General features: G+C 68.8%; 14 protein-coding genes and 1 pseudogene. 9 read left to right on the plus strand and 6 right to left on the minus strand.

The features are described from left to right. Positions 1-138 precede the first annotated feature (138 nt). Entirely contained in the window at positions 139-2,706 is a 2,568-nt protein-coding gene (locus AC3WJI_RS12310) for a TonB-dependent receptor (RefSeq protein ID WP_492757565.1), read from the minus strand. Between the two features lie 188 nt (positions 2,707-2,894). On the opposite strand from AC3WJI_RS12310, the gene AC3WJI_RS12315 reads away from it, so the two are divergent. Continuing rightward, entirely contained in the window at positions 2,895-3,353 is a 459-nt protein-coding gene (locus AC3WJI_RS12315) for a vgr related protein (RefSeq protein WP_492757566.1), read from the plus strand. A 466-nt stretch (positions 3,354-3,819) separates the two neighbouring features. Here the strand turns inward: AC3WJI_RS12315 and AC3WJI_RS12320 are convergent, their stop codons facing one another. From AC3WJI_RS12320 to AC3WJI_RS12335, 4 genes are all read right to left on the minus strand, one after another. Beyond that, positions 3,820-4,377: a hypothetical protein gene (locus tag AC3WJI_RS12320; protein ID WP_492757567.1), complete on the minus strand. Its 558-nt coding sequence runs from the start codon at positions 4,375-4,377 to the stop codon at positions 3,820-3,822. A gap of 119 nt (positions 4,378-4,496) precedes the next feature. Then, positions 4,497-5,963 carry a hypothetical protein gene (locus AC3WJI_RS12325; RefSeq protein ID WP_492757568.1) on the minus strand — a complete coding sequence of 489 codons (1,467 nt, stop codon included), beginning with the start codon at positions 5,961-5,963 and terminating at the stop codon, positions 4,497-4,499. Positions 5,964-6,339: 376 nt separating this feature from the next. Continuing rightward, on the minus strand, positions 6,340-6,726 hold the full coding sequence (locus tag AC3WJI_RS12330; RefSeq protein ID WP_492757569.1) for a response regulator: 387 nt from the start codon (positions 6,724-6,726) through the stop codon (positions 6,340-6,342). Further along, positions 6,726-7,097: a response regulator gene (locus tag AC3WJI_RS12335; protein WP_492757570.1), complete on the minus strand. Its 372-nt coding sequence runs from the start codon at positions 7,095-7,097 to the stop codon at positions 6,726-6,728. Before AC3WJI_RS12335 ends, AC3WJI_RS12330 begins: the two co-directional genes overlap by 1 nt. A 175-nt stretch (positions 7,098-7,272) precedes the next feature. Here AC3WJI_RS12335 and AC3WJI_RS12340 point away from each other — a divergent pair, with 175 nt between their 5' ends. The 6 genes from AC3WJI_RS12340 to AC3WJI_RS12365 all read left to right on the plus strand — a co-directional run bounded on the left by AC3WJI_RS12340 (position 7,273) and on the right by AC3WJI_RS12365 (position 13,027). Continuing rightward, on the plus strand, positions 7,273-9,819 hold the full coding sequence (locus AC3WJI_RS12340; protein WP_492757571.1) for an ATP-binding protein: 2,547 nt from the start codon (positions 7,273-7,275) through the stop codon (positions 9,817-9,819). 150 nt (positions 9,820-9,969) lie between these two features. After that, complete coding sequence (locus tag AC3WJI_RS12345) at positions 9,970-10,359, plus strand: hypothetical protein (RefSeq protein WP_492757572.1); 390 nt, start codon at positions 9,970-9,972, stop codon at positions 10,357-10,359. 50 nt (positions 10,360-10,409) lie between these two features. Beyond that, on the plus strand, positions 10,410-10,877 hold the full coding sequence (locus tag AC3WJI_RS12350; RefSeq protein ID WP_492757573.1) for a DUF5991 domain-containing protein: 468 nt from the start codon (positions 10,410-10,412) through the stop codon (positions 10,875-10,877). A gap of 73 nt (positions 10,878-10,950) precedes the next feature. Beyond that, positions 10,951-11,550, plus strand: a complete 600-nt coding sequence (locus AC3WJI_RS12355; RefSeq protein ID WP_492757574.1) for a TetR/AcrR family transcriptional regulator — start codon at positions 10,951-10,953, stop codon at positions 11,548-11,550. A gap of 41 nt (positions 11,551-11,591) precedes the next feature. Then, the gene (locus tag AC3WJI_RS12360) at positions 11,592-12,251 is read left to right on the plus strand and encodes a hypothetical protein (RefSeq protein ID WP_492757575.1); all 660 of its coding nucleotides are present in this window, start codon (positions 11,592-11,594) and stop codon (positions 12,249-12,251) included. A gap of 98 nt (positions 12,252-12,349) precedes the next feature. After that, positions 12,350-13,027, plus strand: coding sequence for a zinc ribbon domain-containing protein (locus AC3WJI_RS12365; RefSeq protein ID WP_492757576.1), 678 nt, complete (start codon positions 12,350-12,352; stop codon positions 13,025-13,027). Positions 13,028-13,040: 13 nt separating this feature from the next. Here AC3WJI_RS12365 and AC3WJI_RS12370 read toward each other — a convergent pair whose 3' ends face one another. Then, on the minus strand, positions 13,041-15,959 hold the full coding sequence (locus tag AC3WJI_RS12370) for a YadA-like family protein (protein ID WP_492757577.1): 2,919 nt from the start codon (positions 15,957-15,959) through the stop codon (positions 13,041-13,043). A 246-nt stretch (positions 15,960-16,205) separates the two neighbouring features. On the opposite strand from AC3WJI_RS12370, the gene AC3WJI_RS12375 reads away from it, so the two are divergent. Then, on the plus strand, positions 16,206-17,348 hold the full coding sequence (locus AC3WJI_RS12375) for a VWA domain-containing protein (RefSeq protein ID WP_492757578.1): 1,143 nt from the start codon (positions 16,206-16,208) through the stop codon (positions 17,346-17,348). Positions 17,349-17,487: 139 nt separating this feature from the next. Continuing rightward, positions 17,488-18,259 (plus strand): annotated as a pseudogene (locus tag AC3WJI_RS12380) (excinuclease ABC subunit UvrA); the annotation flags it as partial.

The following is an 18,259-nucleotide window of genomic DNA, read 5'->3' on the forward strand; positions in this document are numbered from 1 at the left end:
CTTCTAACCCCCTCCCGCTTCCGCGGGAGAGGGTTACGTGACGGTCTTCCTCCTTCGCCGCGCCGGGAGGTCTAGAAGGTCGCTGGGCGCCCCCGCCCCTATCCGAACAAGCGGGAGGCTCTGCCGCCCCCGGCAGCCTCAATACGCCGCCGAGAAGGTCAGGAACCATTGCCGCGGCGCGATCGGATAGGCCGACCAGCCATTGGTCGCCGAGCCGATCGACAGCGTCGATTCGCCCTTTTCGTCGGTCAAATTGGTCACGTTGAGCGCGATCTCCGCCTTGCGCAGCGGCAGCGTGCCGTCGGGCAGCTTCGCGGCGAGGCGCAGCGAGTTCAGGAAGAAGGACGGCACGCTGACGTCGTTGGTGAAGGTCGCGTAGCGGCGGCCGACATAGTCGCCGATCGCCTGCGCCTCGAACGGCCCGACCGACAGAGTCGCGACGGTCTTGTTCATCCATTTGGGCGTGCCGGGCAGCCGCTTGCCGCAAGTCGGCACCACCCCGCCGGTGACCAGATAGCCGCCAATGCAGGTCCCCGTCGCCGCGCCGATCCCCGAAGCGGTCGACGTATAATCGCTCTGATATTCGGAGAGATTGTACGACGTCGCATTGTACAGCGAGAAGGTCCGGCCGAGCCGCAGGGTAAGCGCCGCGTCGACGCCGTCGGTATGGACGTCGCCGACATTGACCAGGATCGAGGTGCCCCCGGTGATCCCGCCGCCGGCGATGCCGCCCGGGTTGGTCGAGATCGCGAGCAGGCGGTTGTTGAACACCACGTGATAGTAATTGATCTGCGCGCTCAGCCCGATATCGCCGTCGAAAGTACGGTTGGTGCGCAGGCCCGCCTCGTAGGTCCAGCTGCTCTCGGGCTTGCCCTCGTCGGCGAAGGCATTGAAAGCCGCCTGGCTGCCGGTGAACCAGGGTCCGCCGCCGCCCGCCAGATACGCCTGATACTGCCGCAAATTCTTCTGGACGTTGAAATAGACCTGCTCGTGCCCGTTGAAGTCCCAGGTCGCGCCGACCGCGGGCAGGAACCAGTTCTTGGTGTCGATCTTGCCCTCGGGCAGCCCGCCGGTCAGCCCCGATAGCGAGCCCGCTCTGGGCTGCACCGGGAACCAGCCATTGGCCCATTGCGCGCTGGTCTTGAACCCGAACTGGACGCGCAGCGGATCGATCACCTGCCAGCTGTCCTGGACATGGAGCTGCAGCTGGTTGATCCGCGCCTCGCCCTGATATTGCGTGAACAGCGGCTTCGCGGCGTCGAGCGGGCGAATGTAAGGCGTGCTCGAATCGGGATCGTTGACATTCACGCCGTACCAGCGGCGCCACTGCGTCGTGCTGTTATGCTCGAACCAGCCGCCCACTTCGATGGTATGGTCTCCGAGCTCCAGGTTGAGCGCCGAGAGCACGCCGTAGCGATCGATGCGGTATTCGGTGGTGCGCGTGATCAGTCCCGAGCCGCCGGTCGCTGCGACCAGGGCCGCCCCGGCCGCTGCCGCCTGCGCGTTGGTCAGCGCGGTGCACGCTGCCGGACGCACGCCATTGGCATTGCCGCCGAACCGGCAATTGGCCGGCAGGCTGGCATAGGCCGGGTCGAGATAGGGCTGCGCGGTGGTGATCGACTGGCCGAGCGGCCCCGCGACGACGCCCGCGCCGTCATTGTGGTGGAAATAGGCGGTGGTCGACAGCGTCACATTGTCCGAGAATTTCGCGTCATAGCGGCCATAGGCCAGATAATCGGTGCGCTGCGCGTCCGAATAATAATTGCGGTAGTTGCTGCCTTCCGCCGCCGGCGAGTTGCCCAGCGCGTTCAGATAGCTGGTCCGGTACAAGTCGAAGTCCGGATAGGAGAACGGCTTGGTATAGGGCGTGTAGAGCTGGACCGGCGTCGCCGTCCCCCCGGCCGAAGGCTTGAAGAAGACGGTCGCGTCCTCGTTCGGCTGGGTCATGTCGTTATAGTCGAAGTACAGCGTCAGCTTGCCGATCGCATCGTCGTGGACGAACTTGGCATTGGCCTGCCAGCCGCCCTGGATCCCGTCGAAATCCCACGCCCGGGCATGCTGGCGCGCCGCCGAGACATAGGCCGAATTGTTGCCCCCGAACGTGCCGGTGTCGAGCCGGAGATAGCTGCGCGACGTGCTGTAGCTGCCGAAGGTCTGCGCGCCCTCCAGCCCGAACGCCGGCCGCGGATCCGACGAATAGGTCTCGACCGTGCCGCCGAGGTTGCTGTTCGACGCGGTGGCAAGGTCGCCCGCGCCGGTCGACACCACGACGCGCCCGACATTCTCCGAGATCACCGCGCGCTGCGGCGACAGGCCATTGTAATTGCCGTAGCTCTGGTCGCCCAGCGGGATGCCGTCCATCGTGTAGCCGAGCTGGTTGGCGGCGAAGCCGTGGATGAAGGTCTGCGCGTTCTGCTCGTTATATCCCCAGGGATCGGCGGTGATGTAGAGCACGCCGGGCAAGGTCTGGATCGCCTTCAACGGGCTGACGCCGGGCAGGATCTTCTGCATCTCGGCGCCGGGCAACACCACCGAGGTGCGCGTCTCGCGCCCCGTCACCACGATCGGCGAGGTGTCGTCGGCTTCGTTCGCCGCGGCGGCACCGGACGCGGCCGGATCGGAGGCTTCGGCCCCCTGCGCCATCGCGGCGGCGGGCATTAGCAGCGAAACCGTCAGGGCCAGCAGCGAAACCGACGTACGAACCATGTGTCTTCCCCCTTTTGCTGCCCGATCCGGTGCAGCCGAGGGGCGCGTTAGAAGCGTTTTGCGCCAGTCCGGTGACGTGGGGGTTGCCGTTCCGTGACGGACAATGACCGCAAGGTTGCGGATTGACGGCCGCGGGTGCGTGCCGAAACGCCAGTGACAAGCATCGGGCAAGCCGTCATGCTGCGCGCATGACCAGCCGCCCCCTCACCGAAGGCGAAATCCGCATGTGCGCCTCGGTCTTCGGCGCCGCGATCGACTATGCGCAGGCGCGCGTCGCCAACAAGAAGTGGATCTTCTTCCAGCCGTCGAACACCACGATGGCGCCGCGCGGCACGATTCACTTCCACCCCAAGAGCGGCATCTACACGCACGATTTCAGCCAGTCGCCGCTCGGCGTGCAGGGACTGTTCGTCCACGAGATGACGCATATCTGGCAGCACCAGAAGGGCATCTTCCTGCCGATCAAGCGCCACCCCTTCTGCCGCTACGATTACGCGCTCAAGCCCGGCCAGGCCTTTGAGAAATACGGGCTCGAGCAACAGGCCGAGATCGTCCGCCACACCTATCTGCTCCGGCACCGCGCGATCATCCCGGCAGCCCCGGCGCTCGCGCAATACGAGACGCTGATCCCGTTCAAGCCGGCGTGATCGGGCGCCGACACGCTGTTCGGGCGGGGACAGGCACTCAGCAGAGCGCTGCGCAACCGCGGCAAATGGGTGGTTAGCTGCCTTCTAGCCCTCTCCCGCTTTCGCGGGAGAGGGTTGGGTGAGGGTCTTCTTTCTTCTACTCGTGTCGCATGCGCACGCCCGTCTGCCGACAGACAAGTCGCCGTGCGTCGAAGCTCCGCGAGGACGCGACCGATGCCAAGCCCCTGCTCTGGGGCTCGCTGCGGCGCTGAACGCGGATCGGCTGGGCTGACGAGGCAAAAGAAGAAGATCCTCACCCAACCCACTCCCGCAAAAGCGGGAGAGGGCTTGAAGAAAGCCGGCCGCAATCAGGAAAAGGCTGCCACTCCGCTTTTTTTGCGCCCGCACACAGATTTGGAGCGTCCGGGTTCGGGTGGGAAGCCGTAAGTCTGCTTCCGGCCCGAAATGAGGGAAAGCGGAAGTTGCGTTACGGCTGCGCGAGCGGTTCAACTAAACGTGCTGCTGGACACGCGCGGGACGCAAGCTCAAGCTTGATAATCTCGCGCCTCCCATATTCGGGGCTCACAACAAAGCCGACCCTCACTCTGGAATCTGCTCGAACTGCGCCTCCGGCAGTTGAGACAAGGTGAAAGGAAGGCCGGCGCTCTCCAGCTCCATAGCTGAATACGAGCCCATTTACGCTCCATTCCTCATTGCCCGCCGTCGTCTTCGTCCCGGACGGAGTTCCGGGACGAAAATAGTCTAAACAGCCCTCCACTGTTTGAATCTCACCAAGTTTTACGGCCCTTCGGATGGCTGCCGTGTCACGGACATCCGTTACGATTATGAACGTGCAGATGATAATCCATAAGGCTGCAAAGGACGGAAGTGAACGACGCCAACGCCAACGTTTCCGGACTGCCAACCAAGCCAGAGCGACAAGAAGGATGCCGGCAGCTACGAAGATGCCGATGAACCAATAGGCCGGATGAATTAAGTCGGTTTGCAGCGTTAGATCGAAAACTGTCTGATAATTCGCACGCATCTCGCATGCCTAAGCGGGAGCACGAGCGTCCGCAATTGCGATCTAGGTAACGCGGCCTAGACGGCCGAGATTGGGGCGTCAGCCGACCGACCGCTTTCCACAGCCCGCAACTAGAACCGTTAGTCCGGTTCGGGCACGCGCCGTTCGCGGACCCCGCTGTCGGAAGAGCGCGGTGACGGAGCGCGCGGCGCTGGCGCCGAGGCCTGGAGTCGCGGGGCAGGTGCGCTGCGCTCGGGTGGCGCGAGGCGCGGTGCCGGCGCCGCAGCGGGGGGCCGTGCCACGGCGGGTGCGCTCCGCTCAGGTCGGGTCCACACCCCCTCGGGCCGGGGACGCGGCGGTGCGTCGCCACTGCCCGCGCCGCCGGGACGGCCCCAGCGCCGCGGGCCGTCGGGCCGGGGTCGCGGCACGCCGACATCGGAACCGTCCATGACCGGCGCCGCCTGCGGGCGGCCCTGCCCACCGCGCTCGCCATCGCCGCGCTCGAACCGCGGACGTCCGACCCAGCCGGGGCGCCGCGTCACGCCGGCACCCGGCGCCGGCACCGGCGTCACGGCAGGTGCATCGGGGGTCCCTGCAGCAGGCGGGTTCGGGCGGTCGGGACGCCCGCCGCCGCGCCAAGGCCACCCGCCCTCGGGGCGAGGCGGCCGCCCCGGCTGCGCGCCGGGCGGCCGGCCCTGGCCCGGCTGTTGCGGGCGACCGATCCACGGCCTCCCCGGAACGCCTGGCCTGCCCGCGCCCGGCTGACCGCCCGGTGGGCCGCCCTGCTGTCCCGGCTGTGGCGGCCGGCCGGTCCACGGCCGGCCCGGCGTGCCCGGCCTGCCCGCACCAGGCGCATGCCCCTCGCCCGGACGGTGGAAATGCCCCGGCGGCGGGCCCTGGAAGCCGCCCTCGCGCCAGCGGCGGAACTGCTCGGCCAGCGCCGCGCGGCGCAGCCGTTCGGCTTCGAAGCGATGCCGCCACTCGGCGTCGCGCGCGCCGTCGCGGTGGTGGCCCCAGCCGGGATGCCGGCGGCGACCCTCGTCCCACAGCGCCACGCTACCCCAGAGGATCGGGCCGGTGTCGATCCACGCCTGGCTGTCGACCTCGCGCCGCTGCGACTGCAGCATCGCGCGCAGCAGCTGCCGCCCCCGCGCGTAAAGCGCTGCGCCCTCGCCGAGATTCGCGACCCCGGCCTCGCGCGGCATCGCGCCGCCATCGGGGCCATAGACCACCGCCACCGTCTCGCCGTCGAACCCGAAGCTCATCCCCGGCCGCACCGCGAGGAACGGCCCGCGCGCGTCGGGCGAGAAATAATAGCTCTGGATGCCGTCGGCGGTCTCCTCGACGACGATGCGCTGCCCGTCCTGCAGCTCCCAGGCCCAGGGCTCGGCACCCTCGAAGGAAAAGGCGTAATCGGGCGGCGCGTTGCCGATCGCCTCCCACATCGAGTCCGCCCGGTCGATGAACGCGTAGAGGTCGGGGCTCTCGACTGCGCTATAAGCGGCGGGCGGCGGTGCCTCGTAGCCGCCGTCATAGGGCATCATGCAGGCCGAGAGCGCCAGCGCGCCGCCGATCGTGCCCAGCCGCGCCGCGATTGCCCAGTGCATGCCCGCCTCCCATTCCTGTTCTGCCGCCAGCATCCGCCCGAGGCGCTGAACAACGGATGACTGTCGCTTACAACGAATTGACAGCAAAACCTGAGAGAAAGTGCAGTCTAGGGTCCGTACTCAATACCCACAACGGCCGTGATCGCCCGGAGACGGGCGCTGGCAAGGAAGGTCGCGCGGCGCGGGCTGGTGGCCCGTGCAAGTGAACTGACGCAGTCCAGCGTTCGTCTCCGGGCGACCGCGAAGCGGCGGGCCGCTTTTGGCGCACAGCCACGTCACTCGTCGGTCACGATGACATCGCATCGCTCCCTCCTCATTCCTCCCTGTGCGCCAAAATCGGCTCCGTCACGACCATTGCGGGTGTTGAGTACGGACCCTAGCCGCTGCGCCGGAACAGATTGTTCCTGAGCACCTCGTCGACGCGGCGGACAAGCTCCTCGGGCTCGAACGGCTTGACCAGATAGTCGTTGGCGCCTGCCTCCATCGCCTCGTCGACCGAAGCTTCGCCGCCCTTGGCGGTGAGCATCAGCACCGGCGTGAGGTACAGCCCGGGCAGCCGGCGCAGCGCAGTGAGGATGTCGACGCCGTTCATCCCGGGCAGCCCGCGATCCAGGATGACGAGGTCGGGCTTCTTGAACGCGATCGTCTCGAAGGCGAGCGTGCCGTGATTGATCACCCCGATCAGGTGTCCGGCCTCGGTGAGCACCTGCTGCACCATTTCGCCGACCAGCTCGTCGTCCTCGACATAGATGATCCGCGCCATCAGCGTTGCGCCGCCAGCAGTTCCTCCACCCGGAAGACGAGTTCGTCCGGGTCGAAGGGCTTCTTCATATAGTCGTTGGCGCCGGCGAAGCGCGCGAGTTCCTCGTCGCGCTCGCTGCGCCGCCCGGTGAGCATCATCACCGGCAGATCGGCATATTCGGGCATCTTGCGCAATTCCTGCACCAGCAGCACGCCCGAGATCTCGGGCATGTTGCAATCGAGGATCAGCAGGTCCGGGCGGCGCGCCTTGACGATCGCGAGCGCGTCGGCGCCGTTATGCACCAGCCCGGCGCCGTGCCCCGCCGCGATCAGCGCGTCGCGCGCCATCTCGCCCACCAGTTCGTCGTCGTCCGCGATGATGATCCGCGCCATTCCAGTTCCTCGATCCTCCGCCGGCGCCACGGCGCCTCCTCTCCATTATAACGCCCAGTTTTCCCTTCGGGTCGCAACCCGGGAGAAATCCCGGGGACCGGCAGTTGTCACCGCTAATCGGAAGTTTGGAGATTATGCTCTATATGTAAAGGTGGGCGTTTCAGGGAACCCAATGATGACGGATGCCAATCGGCGCCGGTCGCGGACGTTGATCGCGGCGGTGTTTCTTCTGCTGATCTGCTGTGCCGGTTCGGGCTTCTGGCTCGCCTGGCAGAAGCAGAATGCAGAGAATTGGGTCCGTCATACCTTCGAGGTCGGCCAGCGTCTGTCGAAGGTCCGCATCCTGACTCTGCGCGCCGAGATGTCGCGCCGCGGCTATCTGCTCACCAGCGACCCCGAGGACCGCGCCACCCTTGCCGCGACGAGCCGCGCCCTTCCCGGCGACGTCGAGGCGCTGCGCCGCAGCACTTCGGACAATCCCGGCCAGGGCATTCGTGTCGCGCGGCTGGCAGCGCTGATCAGCGAGCGGCTGGCCGGGTCCGAACGATCGATCTGGCTCCATAGCACCGGCCGCACCGCCGACGCGCTCGAGCTGTTGGGCCGCCCCGCCACCCGCGAGACTCGCGTCCGCCTGCTCCAGGTGATCGGCGAGATCGAAGGCGAAGAGCAGCGCCTGCTCGACAAGCGCCAGGCCCGCGCCGCTGCCTATGAGCTTCCCCTCGAGATCGCCTTTTTCGGCAGCGCGTTCCTCGTCCTGCTGCTCGCCCTGCTGGTGGTGCGCGACCGGCGCGAGCGCATGCTGTCGCTGCGTGCCGCCAACGACCAGCTCGAGCGCGACATCGCGCGCCGCGAGATCGCCGAGGCGCAGCTCGCCTTGCTCGCCCAGAACGCCACCGATGCGGTGTTCCGCATCGATCTCGGCGGCACGATCACCTACGCCTCGCCCTCCACCGAGCCGGTGCTCGGCGTCGCCCCCGAGCTCACCGTCGGCGCGTCGATGGCAACCTTGGTGCATGACGACGACAAGCCTTCGCTGTTCGATTTTTACGGCCGGCTGGTCCGCGGCGAGATCGAGCACGGCGTCACCACCAATCGCATCCACAAGCGCGGCACCCCGGGCGAGACCTGGATCGAAGCCAATTGCGGCCTCGTCCGCGACACCCAGACCAATGCGCCCGTAGAAGTCATCGCCTCGCTGCGCGACGTCACCAAGCGCAAGCATCTCGAATTCGCGCTCGAGATCGCCCGCCACCGCGCCGAAGCCGCCGCCAGCGCCAAGTCGAGCTTCCTCGCCAATATGAGCCACGAGATCCGCACCCCGATGAACGGCGTGCTCGGCTTCGCCGATCTCCTGCTCAACAGCGACCTCACCCCGCAGCAGGAACGCCACGCCCAGCTCATCGTCGATTCGGGCAAGGCGATGATGCGGCTGCTCAACGACATCCTCGACATCTCGAAGATCGAGGCCGGGCAGATGCAGATCGCGCCCGAGCGGGTCGATTTCCGCCACGCGCTGCGCAATTGCGTCAAGCTGATCGAGCCCGCCGCGGCGCAGAAGAACCTGCGCGTCTGGTTCGATGTCGAGCCCGAGCTGCCGATGTTCGTCCTGATCGACGGGCTGCGGCTGCGCCAGATCGTGCTCAACCTGCTCGGCAACGCGGTCAAGTTCACCGAGGCGGGCAGCGTCTCGATCGAGGCGCGGCGTGGCTGGCACGATCGCCGCGCCAATATCGAGATTACCGTCGCCGACACCGGCATCGGCATTCCCAAGGACCGCCAGGCCGCGATCTTCGAGCAGTTCGTCCAGGCCGAGCAGTCGACCGCGCGGCGCTTCGGCGGCACCGGGCTCGGCCTCGCGATCAGCAGCCAGCTCGCTACCTTGATGGGCGGCTCGCTGACGCTGACCAGCGAGCCCGGCGTCGGCACCCGCTTCACCCTGCGCGTGCCGCTGCGTCTCGCCGACCCCGCCGACGCGCACGCCGCGCCGGGCGACGCGCGCGAGGACCAGCCCGAGCGCCCGCTCAAGATCCTCCTCGCCGAGGATCACGACGTCAATCAGGCGCTGATGGAGGCGATGCTCGCCCGGCTCGGCCACGAATCGGTCACCGTTCCGGACGGCGCGCAGGCCTGCGAGACGGTCAAGGACGCGGCACATGCCGGCATGCCCTTCGACCTGGTGCTTATGGACATGCAGATGCCGGTGATGGACGGCATCGAGGCGACGCGGCAGATTCGCAAGTCGGGCTTCACCCCCGAGACGCTGCCGATCCTCGCGCTGACCGCCAACGCTTATGCCGACGACGTCGCCGCCTGCCTCGCCGCGGGAATGCAGGCGCATATCGCCAAGCCGGTCCAGCTCGCCGACCTCGCCAAGCTGATCCGCCGCTGGACGCGCGCCACCTCCGCGCCCGCCGGCGACGCGCCGTCGGCTCCCGCCCCGAAACTCGCCATCTCGTCCGACCTTCGCGCCCGCTACGAATCGCGCAAGGCCGAGCTGCGCGCCTGCGCCGAAGGCATCGCCGCCGCCGAGCGCTTCGACGACGATTCGATCGCCGAGCTGCGCGGCCTGCTCCACAAGCTCGCCGGCTCGGCCGGCATGTTCAAGGAAGCCGCCCTCGGCGCCCGCGCCGCCGACCTCGAGGACGCGCTCGAGCTGTGTCCCGCCGAAGAGCGCGCCGCAAAGGTCCGCGAAGTCACCGAGGCACTGACCGCGGCGGCGTGAGGGGGCGCCCACGAACAACGCCCCACCGCGTCCCACACACAATTGATCGCCGATCAATTGAACCAAACTGAGCGCTGATCAATTATCTCCTCGTGGCCAAGCCGGTCACCGCCTCCGCCCCTTAGCGGAGCGTGACGAAGGAGAAGGACCATGATGCGCACGCACTTCATCGCCGCCGCCGCGATCGCTACGGCCGCGCTGAGCCAGCCGGCGGCCGCGTCCCCGGTCAAAGTCACCGGACGCACGCTCGCCAGCCAGCAGCTCGCCAGCGATATGCTCCAGCAGATCGCCGCCTATTCGAAGCGCAGCGGCGGCTGCTCGATGCTGTTCTCGGCGCATATGGACGTGATGCCGCGCAGCTTCGCGCCCCAGCGGCCGACCCGGCCGGCCGTCGCGCTAGGCGGCCATTACGAGATCTGGACCGTCAATGCCTGCGCCGCGAAGCAGCGCTTCCAGGTCGCGATGTGGCCGTCGCCGCGCGGCGGTGCCGATTTCGCGATCACCCCGCTCACCGGGCGGATGTCGCTGCTCAGCCGCTGAGGCCGGGCGCCCGTCCAAACGTTCACCCACGCAATCCAAGGAGACGCAACATGACGAAGCTTCCTATTTGGACCAAATCGATCGCCCTCACCCTCACTGCCGCGGCGGTGACGCTCCCCGCCGCCGCCAGCGCCCAGGTCGCCGGCTGGACCGGCCGCTATGTCTGGGAAGAGGAGGTCGGCCGTCACGGCGGCGCGACGCCGTCGGACAGCATCGCCGCATTCATCACCTACACGCTCGCGATCGGCCCGGGCAACGGCTCGACCGGCTGCACGCTGACCGGCCAGGGCTTCCAGACCAACCGCCGCATCCAGTGCACGGTCACGCCGCGCGCCAATTCGATCACGGTGAAATTCTACAAATTCGGCACCGGCAATATCGGCGGCCGCTATCGTTCGGGCGCGCCCTTGTTCACCCTCACCCGAACGCGCGGCGGGATCATCACCTCGCTCGGCGGCCTGGGTGCGTCGAACCGGACGACGCCGCGCAGCGGTGTGCTGTTCCGCCGCGCACGCTAAACTGCCACGAACGGGATCGCCGCCGGCCGTCGCGCCGGCGGCGGTCGACCCTTAGACCGACGAGCGAGACTTCATGGGCAGACGATCCGATCACAGCCGCGAGGAACTGCACGAACTGATCCTGCAGGCGGGCGAGGCGCTGATGGCCGAGACCGGCTTTTCCGGCTTCTCCGCGCGCGAGGTCGCCAAGCGCGTCGGCTATACGGTCGGAACGGTCCACAATGTCTTCGGCAATGTCGACGGGCTGGTCACCGCGATCAACACCCGCACCTTCGCCTTGTGGGCGGACTCGCTCGAGGCCCGGCTGGTCGAGGCCGGCACCGATCGGATCGCCGCCTTGGTCGCCGCCTATTTCGCCTTTGCGCGGAGCAACCCGCTGCGCTGGTCGGCGATCTACGAGCACCGCGCGCCGCCCGAGGCGATCTCGCCCGACCAGGCCGAGGCCCGGGCGCGGCTGATGCAGGTGGTGGTGCGCGAAGTGGCGGCAACGCTCGGCCGCGCACCCGACGACGCGATCGGCACTTTGGCGCGCTCGCTGGTCGCGACCGTCCACGGCCATTGCATGTTCGACGTCAGCGGCTCCTGGGCGGCGATGGGCCAGCGCGACGTCGAGGCGGCGGCGCTCGCCCGCGTGCGCGAGAGCATCGCGGCAGCCGGCAAGACCGGCACCTGATTCAACCCCGCGCGTGACGCGCGGGAAGATGGAGGACGATCATGGGCATCCTCTCCTTGTTCGGCACCGGCATGGCGCTGCAGTTCGAGCGGTTCGGCGACGGCTTCGTCTATCGAGCCAACGGCACCGGGCCGGCGCTGCCCGTCACCGAGCCGGAAATCGACCGCTACATCGCGCGGGGCGGCGTGAGCTTCCTGCTCCACACCGCCGCATTCGGGCTCGCGGTCATCGCCGCCGCACTTGTGACGACGACCTGGTTTCCCCGCGGCGACGAGCCCGGCGGCATGCTCCTGATGGCCGGCCTGCTGATCGCAATCGTCTCCGCGCTCTATCGCTCGCTGCGCTGGGCGATGCTCGCGCCCGCGCGCGCGCTGGCGGACCGCCCTGCGCTGGCGCCGCCGCGCCCGGCCCGCGAGCGCCCCCGCGCCACCCTGCGCAGCTACAAGCAGCCCCGCCCCGCCCCCGTGCGCCGCGGCCGGTGGTTCCTGCTGATCCTGTTCGCAATCGGCGAGTTCTTCGGCGGAATCGCCGGCGCGCTCCTCGGCTTCGTGCTGCTGAGCGGGTTGGGACAGGTCATGGGCCTGATCGGCATCGCGGTGTTCGGCTTGCTCGTGGTGTGGATACTCGATCGGTGGTGCAAGCGGCTCACCGGGGAAAGTGCCGCCGAAATCTTCCAGGGCTTGTCTCAATTGGCCAACTGAGCCCCTGCCTGCGGGCGGCGCACCGGCCTCGCTCAATACGAGTACGGAACGATTCAATTCCTGCCGCGTCCTTCGCGGCAACTTGGACGGAGGGTAAGATGGCCTTTTGCAGCCAATGCGGCACGACGCTTCCCGATGACGCGCGCTTCTGCCCCAAATGCGGCACCGCGACCCCGGCCGCCGAGTCCCCGGCCGCCGCCGCGCGGCCCATGCCGGGACCTGCGCCCCAGCCCGCCGTCCATCCCGCCTCGCGCCCGGGGCGGGGCGGCCTGATCCTGCCGATCGTGATCGTCGTCGCGCTGGCGGTCATTGCCATCGCCTGGTGGACCCAGCGCGACGGCGCCCGTCCGATCGCCGGCGACAACACCACGCGCGCGGAGCGATCCGAACGCGCCGAAGTCGCCGCCAGCGACAAGGCCGCCGACGCCCAGCCCGCGGAAGCAGAAGCCACGCCCGCCGAAGCCGATGCCGACACCACGACCACCACCGCCGCCAGCCTCGATTCGGCCTTCCACGCCGATCCCGACGGCGCCCGCGCGCGCTATGACGGACCGGTCACCGTCTCGGGGACGATCGCGACGATGGTCACCCCCGGCCCGACCCCGGCTTTGTCGCTCGAAGGGCGCACCCGCTTCAATTTCGTGCTGGTCAACTTCCCCTCGGGCACCCGCGGGCAGCTCGCCGAACTCGCCAAGGGCGACCGCATCACCGTCTCCTGCCGCAGCGTCGGCGCGCTGGCGGGTACGACGGTGCTGCAGGGCTGCGCGCTGGAATAGGCAGCGCCCGCGCTCAGAACTCGCCGGCGACACCCAGCCGCAGCGCGGTATTGCCGCCGCCGGCATAGGAGAAGCCGGCGGTCAGCGCGACCGGATCCTCGAGGTTCAGCCGGTGCGCGAAGCCGCCGCCGACCGCCTGCTCGCCGCGATATGTGGCGCCGTTCAGCACATAGCTGGTGCGCCCCGGCTCGGACGGGATCGGCGCGGTGCCGATCGCAACCGCCGTGGCGATCCCGCGGCGCATCTCGCGCCGGTCGACGCCGAGCTGACGGTCGAGCGCCGCCAGCGCATCGGGCCCGAAATCCGAAACCGCCAGATTGCCGGCACCGTCGGACGTGACGTAGCGCACCGCGCCCGCCTGCGCCGCCCGGCTCGCCGTCGAGGCGATCCCGGGCAGCGTATAGGTCGATCCTGCGCTGCCCAGCGCGACCTGCCCCGCCCGGCTCGCCACCGCACCCTCGCCGATCGCGACGCTGCCCGCAGCTTGCGCCTTCGCGCCAAAGCCCAGCGCGACGGCGGACTGCCCGTTCGCCACGCTGTCGGCCCCGATCGCCACCGCGCCGGTGCCGGTGGCGCTATTGTCCGCGCCCATGGCCACGGCGCCGCGGCCCGCCGCGACATTGGGATCGCCGATCGCCACCGCCCCGGCGCCCGATGCCCGGTTGCCCGCGCCGATCGACACCGCCGCGCCGTTCTCGGCAACCGCGCCGGTACCCAGCGCCACGGCATTGTCGCCCCGCGCCTGCGCGCCGCTTCCCATCGCCATCGCATTCGCGCCGCCGGCGACCGGCTTCGCGCCGCGCATGTTCATCGCCATATAGTCGGTGCGCGCCAGCGCGAGATCGGCGGTCTGCTGCGCAGCGGCGGCGTTGACCGTGGCATTGTCCGCCACCGATCGTGCGACCTGCGCATCGACCGCCGCATTCGCCGCCGCCGCCTGCGCCGCATCGGCACGCCCGCGCGCGGTATCGGCCGCCTGCTGCGCGACGGCGGCATTGTCGAGCGCAGCGCGCGCCGTCTGCGCCGTCACTGCGCCGCTGTCCAACGCCTGCTGGGCGAGGGCACGCGCGGCGTCGGCGCGCACTTGCGCCGCACTCGCCTCGCCCCGCGCCAGCGCGGCCTGGTCCGCGGCGAAATCGGCGCGGCTCTGCGCCGTCGCCGCGTTGGCGAGCGCGGCGTTCGCCGTCGATTGCGCCGCCGCCGCTTCGCTATGCGCGGTATCCGCGCTCGATTGCGCCGTCGCGGCATTGGCGAAGGCTGCATCGGCGCGACCCTGCGCAGCGGCGGCATTGGCCAGCGCGCTATTCCCGGTGGATTGCGCCGAAGCCGCCTCCGCGCGCGCAGTGTCCGCGGTCGATTGCGCAGTCGCCGCGTTGGCAACGCCGGTAATGGCGGTGGCCTGCGCGGTTGCCGCGGCCGTAGCCGCATTGTCCGCCGTCGCCTGCGCCGCGGCGACATTCTGGTTGGTCGTGTGAAGCTGCCCGCCATTCACAGCGTCGGTGCTGCCCGCCGTCACCGCGCCGGCCGCTACGTAGACGATCTGGCGCTGCTGGCTCGCATTGCCGACCGAGACGACATTGTTCGCGCTCGCCACCGAACCCGCGCCCAGCGCGACCGAGCCCATTCCGGTCGCGCTCGACATCCGCCCCAACGCCAGCGCGTCGATCCCGGACGCGCTCGCGGAGCGCCCGAATGCCAGCGCATCCGCCACGCTCGCCCGCGCATCGCTGCCAAAGGCGATCGCGTCGTTCCCCGACGCCATTGCGCGGGTGCCCAGCGCGGCGGCATTGAACCCAGACGCCGTTACGATCTCGTCCGACTCGACCACCCCGTCGCCGTCGAGGTCCGCCCAGCCGCCGATCGCGATCGCATTGGTCTGGCTCGCGCGCGCCACATTGCCGATCGCCACCGAGCCATTGCCGATCGCATTGGCTTCGGTGCCGATGCCCACCGCGCGCTCGGCACCACGCGCAGTCGTGCCGATCGCGGTCGAATTGCCGCCATTGGCGATCGCGCCGACGCCGAACGCCGCCGAATTCTGACCGAAGGATTGCGCGAAGGCGCCCACCGAGGTCGTCCGCGCGTCGTTGGCCACCGCAGTCGCGCCGACCGCGGTGCCCAGCGCGTCCACCGCCCAGGCGCCCGAGCCCAGCACGGTCGAGTCCTGCCCAACGGCGTGCGCGGCATTGCCCAGCGCGATGCTGCGCAATCCGGTTGCCTCGGAGTCATAACCGACCGCGAGCGCATTCGCCCCCGATGCCTCGGCCAGCGCCCCCAGCGCCGTGCTGTTGCCCGCCCATGCCTTGGCCGCGTAGCCGAGCGCCGTGGCGTTGATCTCGCCCGTCTGGTCGCCGGCCAGCGCCAGCCCCCCGATCGCGACGCTCTGCTTGAGCGAATAGGATCGGTTGCCGACCGAGATCGCGTCCGTGCCGTAGGCGCCCGTAATCTCTTCGGCGAAGATGAAGCCGTCCGAATTATAATCGTACCAGCTGCCGATCGCGATCGCCTGGGCGGATGCCTGCGTCTGCCGACCCAGCGCGATTGCCGATTCGGAGGCTTCGGCCGCGGTGCCGAGCGTGGTGGCGTTCTTGCCGGCGAAAGCGACGGACCCCACCGCAGTCCCCCGGTCGCCGCTCACCACCGCGCCCTCGCCGATCGCGGTCGCCCGGTCGAAGTCGGCAGAGGACTGGTGCCCCACCGCCGTCGAATCATTGCCGTTTGCGGTGGCCCGCCATCCAAGGGCTGTCGATTCGTTGCCGGTTGCCTCTGACAATGTGCCGCAGGCGGTCGATGCGGTGCCGCTCGCCGTCCCCGAGCCGCAGGTCTGCGCGGCGGCACTGTCGGCAAGGGTAAGTCCCGCAGCCAGCACCAGTACAGCCACCGACGACTGACTCAGCACGCGCGCGCGAAGGCGCCGATATCCAATGCGCATACAACCCCCCTCATTGCGCCGAACCCTGCCCCGGCGCCTCGGCGGCAAGATAGCAGCTGCACAGGCGCGCAGGAACAGCAACGCTACGTAACCCGCGGTTTCGGGGTCGAAGTGGCCCCCGCTGGCGCGGCAAGCGTGGCGCCCGGCCGTACCCCCGCCCCGTCACCCTGGCGACAAGAACCCTGTCGCCGGAGACTCGCCCAACTGCGTTTTGCGGTTCGCAAAACGTGGTGCTAACCTTGTCCGATGGATATCGCTCGTCGCTGCGTTTCCGGTCTCCTCGCACTGGCGGTCTGCGGATGCGGCGGTGGCGGGAAGGAAACCAAAAACGATGCTTCGGCGTCGCTGGGCGGCGCGAGCGCCGGCGAGATCGCCAAGGCGCGCGCCTATGTCGGCCAATTCACCACCGAGAATCCGGATCAGTGCTACACGGAGGTCGGGCTCGAACAGCCGACGCTGGAGCGGCGATCGGATGAAGGCATCGGGCTGCGCGCGCCGCCGGTTCGCGTGGTCGTCGCCATCGACGGTTCCGGCTCGATGGCCGGCCGCATCGGCGGCCAGACCAAGCTCGATCTTGCCCGCGAGGCGGCGACGCGCTTCGTCGACGGCTTGCCCCCGTCCGTGGAGGCCTCGCTGCTCGTCTTCGGGCAGCAGGGCGACAATAGCGAGGCGGGCAAGGCCAAATCCTGCGCAGCCGTCGACCTGCTCGCCCCGATGTCGAACAACCGTGCGCAGCTCGGCGCCGCTGTTTCCCGCGTGCGCGCGGTGGGCTGGACGCCGCTCGCTGCCGGTCTCGCCAAGGCGGAGGCGCTGCTCGCCCGCTCCGCTACTCCAGGTGAGCAGGTCATCTATGTCGTCTCGGATGGCGAGGAGACCTGCGGAGGCGATCCGGTGGCGGTCGCCCGGCGGATCAACGGCGGCATGACGCGCGCGATCGTCAATGTGATCGGCTTCGGCCTGCCCTCTAGCGAGGCAGCAGCGCTGAAATCGGTCTCCGATGCGGGCGGCGGCAGCTTCGTCAACGTCAACAGCCGCGCCGAATATGACGAGACGCTCGCGCGACTGCGCGAATCCAACCGTCAGACCGGCAATTCCCTGCGCAAGAGCAACGCGCTTACGGGCAACGCCTTGCGCACGTCCAACGCGTCGACCCACGCTGCCCTCTGCATCAGCAACATGGTCACCGGCGAAAACCTTCGCATGGGCAACGACTTGACTGGTCGGTCGCTTCGCGACGAGGCGCTGCCTTACGCCGACACGGCGCGCGCGCTGATGAAACAGCGCCACGACGCGATGGAGGTTCGGCTCAAGCGCTATCAGGCGCAGTTGCAGGGCGCCGAATCGCAAGCGCGCGAGACGATCGGCGCGGCGGCGGACGCGGTCCGCTAGCGCGTCACTAGAGACACGCGCGCCAACGCGGCGGGATCGCTGCCGGTCGCCTCCGCGACCTTCGCAACTGGCGCATGGCCCGCGGCGTTCCTACATCCCCTACTGGAATCCCTCGCAGAACAAAGCTAGAACCACCGGCATGGCACTTACCACCATTTCCGTCCGCGGCGCGCGTGAGCACAATCTCAAGGGCGTCGACATCGACATCCCCCGCGATACGCTAACGGTGATCACCGGCCTGTCGGGCTCGGGCAAATCCTCGCTCGCCTTCGACACCATCTATGCCGAGGGCCAGCGCCGCTATGTCGAGAGCCTGAGCGCGTACGCGCGCCAGTTCCTCGAGATGATGCAGAAGCCCGATGTCGACCACATCGAAGGCCTCTCCCCCGCCATCTCGATCGAGCAGAAGACCACCAGCCGCAATCCGCGCTCGACCGTCGCCACGGTCACCGAGATCTACGATTACATGCGCCTGCTCTGGGCGCGCGTCGGCATCCCCTATTCGCCCGAGACCGGGCTGCCGATCGCCGCGCAGACCGTCAGCCAGATGGTCGACCGCGTCCTCGCGCTGCCCGAGGGCACCCGCCTGCTCCTCCTCGCGCCCGTAGTCCGCGGCCGCAAGGGTGAGTATCGCAAGGAGCTCGCCGAGTGGCAGAAGGCCGGCTTCCAGCGAGTCCGCATCGACGGCGAGACCTACCTGATCGAGGAAGCCCCGGCGCTCGACAAAAAGTACAAGCACGACATCGAGGTCGTGGTCGACCGCCTCGTGGTCGGCGGCGAAATCGCCACCCGCCTGGCCGAAAGCTTCGAGACCGCGCTCAAGCTCGCCGAGGGGCTGGCCTATGTCGACTTAGTCGACACGACGGTCGCGGCTCTAGCAAGCCCCTCCCCTTCAGGGGAGGGGTTGGGGG

Source organism: Sphingomonas sp. FW306-1B-B10E (assembly GCF_058782005.1).